The organism is Trinickia sp. (assembly GCF_051961175.1).
Classification (GTDB): Bacteria; Pseudomonadota; Gammaproteobacteria; order Burkholderiales; family Burkholderiaceae; genus Trinickia.
On sequence record NZ_JBQCDN010000077.1, the window covers coordinates 1 to 2,476 of the forward strand.

The following is a 2,476-nucleotide window of genomic DNA, read 5'->3' on the forward strand; positions in this document are numbered from 1 at the left end:
TCCGGACCGCGTGGGCCATTGCATCATCGTCGCGTCCACGCCGAAGCTGTCGGCGCAGAACATCGCGTTCAACGAAGTGGCACGCTCGGCCATCCTTTCCGATCCCGACTTCCATGGCGGCGATTACTACGCGCACGGCGTGAAACCCCGGCGCGGCCTGCGCGTCGCCCGCATGATCGGCCCCATCACGTACTTGTCCGACGACGACATGGCAACCAAATTCGGACGCGCACTGCGCCGCCCGGAAGACGGCGCCGACGACGACTACCGCTTCAGCTTCGATGTCGAGTTCGAGGTCGAATCGTACCTGCGCTACCAAGGCGACAAATTCGCCGACTACTTCGACGCGAATACGTATTTGCTGATTACGCGCGCGCTGGACTATTTCGACCCCGCCAAAGCCTTCGACGGCGATCTCACGGCGGCACTGGCGCATACGCGCGCGCAATATCTCATCGCCAGCTTCTCGACCGATTGGCGTTTCGCGCCCACTCGTTCGCGCGAGTTGGTCAAAGCGCTGCTCGACCACAAACGGCGCGTGACCTACGCCGAAATCGACGCGCCGCACGGGCACGATGCATTCCTGCTCGACGATGCGCGTTACCACAACGTCGTCCGCGCCTACTACGAACGCATTGCCGAGGAGATCCAAGCGTGAATCAAGCCGCCATCGATTTCCTGACCGCGCGGGCCGATTTCCGGGCGATCGCTCGCTGGGTCGAACCGAACGCGACCGTCCTCGATCTGGGCTGCGGCGACGGCAGCCTGCTCGCCTTGCTCTCCGAAGAGCTGGGCGTGACCGGCTACGGGATCGAGATCAACGACGCGGGCGCGCTCGCCTGCGTGAAGCAAGGCGTCAACGTCATCCAGCAAAATCTCGAAGACGGCCTGCGCCTGTTCGAGGACGCAAGCTTCGATTTCGCCATCCTGTCGCAAACGCTGCAGACGATCCATCAAACCGCCGCGATCCTGCGCGAAACGGTCCGGGTAGGCAAAGAGTGCATCGTCTCGTTTCCAAACTTCGGCTACTGGCCACACCGGCTCTCGGTGCTGCAAGGGCGGATGCCTGTCTCGAAATCGCTGCCCTACCAGTGGCACAACACGCCGAACGTTCGTGTGCTGACGATTCGAGACTTCGAAGCGCTCGCGCCCGAGGTCGGCATCGAAATTCTCGATCGCGTCGTGCTGCATGGCGGGCGCGCGGTCCGTTGGGGCGCGAACTGGCGTGGTAGTCTTGCGGTCTACCGCGTGAGACGCGGCTCGAACGGGGCCGCGCCGGCTTAAACGCGCCGCGTCAAAAGAGGCTGACCATCAAACGAGATATCCCGCCCCCGCCGCACGAGAGCGCCGCCTTGAGCGCTCACGAGGCGCACCCCGGCTGGCGTGCGTTCCTCAACCGGCATATGCTGATCTGCGTCTTCCTGGGCTTCACGTCGGGATTGCCGCTGTTTACGCTCGTGTACCTCGTGCAGGCCTGGCTGCGCTCGGAAGGCGTCAATCTCAAGGAAATCGGCCTGTTCGCGCTCATTCAATTTCCGTATACGTGGAAATTCGTCTGGGCGCCGCTGATGGATCGCTATGTGCCGAGGTTGCCGTTCTGGCGCCCCGGGCGCCGCCGCGGCTGGATGCTCGCCACGCAGCTGCTCGTGGCCGGCGCAATCGCCTCGCTCGGGTTTGTCTCTCCGCGTGAGGCGATCTGGACCGTCGCCGCGCTCACCGCGCTCGTCGCATTCTTTGGCGCGAGCCAGGATATCGTCATCGATGCATACCGGCGCGAGTTGCTGGCCGACACCGAGCAGGGGCTCGGCAACGCCGTTCACGTCAATGCCTATAAGGTCGCTGCGCTCGTGCCGGGCTCGCTGTCCCTGATTCTCTCCGATCATCTGCCGTGGACGGCCGTCTTCGCCGTCACCGCGGCATTCATGCTGCCGGGCATGGTGATGACGCTCCTGGTGCGCGAACCGCAGATGCACGGCGCACCGCCGAAGAATCTGCGCGAGGCCCTCGTTTTGCCGCTGGCGGAGTTCGTCACGCGCGACGGCCTGGCGGCGGCCGTGCTCGTGCTTTCGTTCATCTTCCTCTACAAGCTCGGCGATACCATGGCCACGACGCTGTCGACGGCTTTTGGCCCCGATCCCGGCTTCTACAAGACTCAGAGCGGGGTGATCGCCAAAACGACCGCATTCTGGGCGAGTCTGGCGGGTGGCATCATCGGCGGCGCGTGGCTCGTCAAGATCGGCATCGCCCGTGGGTTATGGATCTTCGGCTTCGTGCAGATCGTCTCCACACTCGGCTTCGCGTGGCTCGCAAAGATCGGCCCGTCGCCTGGCGCGCTCGCCGCGATCTACGGGTTCGAGACATTCGCCACCGGCCTCACGCTCGCCGCCTTCACGGCCTACATCGCCAGCACCACCGATCCCCGCTATACCGCGACGCAATTCGCATTGTTCACGAGCTTGGCCTCGGTGCCGCGCAC

General features: G+C 64.2%; 2 protein-coding genes and 1 pseudogene. All 3 read left to right on the forward strand.

What is annotated here, in order from left to right:
• A pseudogene (gene metX / locus ACTHL0_RS04245) lies at window positions 1-658 on the forward strand (homoserine O-acetyltransferase); the annotation flags it as partial.
• A complete protein-coding gene (metW, locus tag ACTHL0_RS04250) occupies window positions 655-1,284 on the forward strand; it encodes a methionine biosynthesis protein MetW (protein ID WP_440565344.1) in 630 nt (209 codons plus the stop codon). The pseudogene metX and the gene metW, both read left to right, overlap by 4 nt.
• A gap of 38 nt (window positions 1,285-1,322) precedes the next feature.
• The coding region (locus ACTHL0_RS04255; protein WP_440565345.1) for an AmpG family muropeptide MFS transporter at window positions 1,323-2,476 on the forward strand (1,154 nt) is incomplete at its 3' end.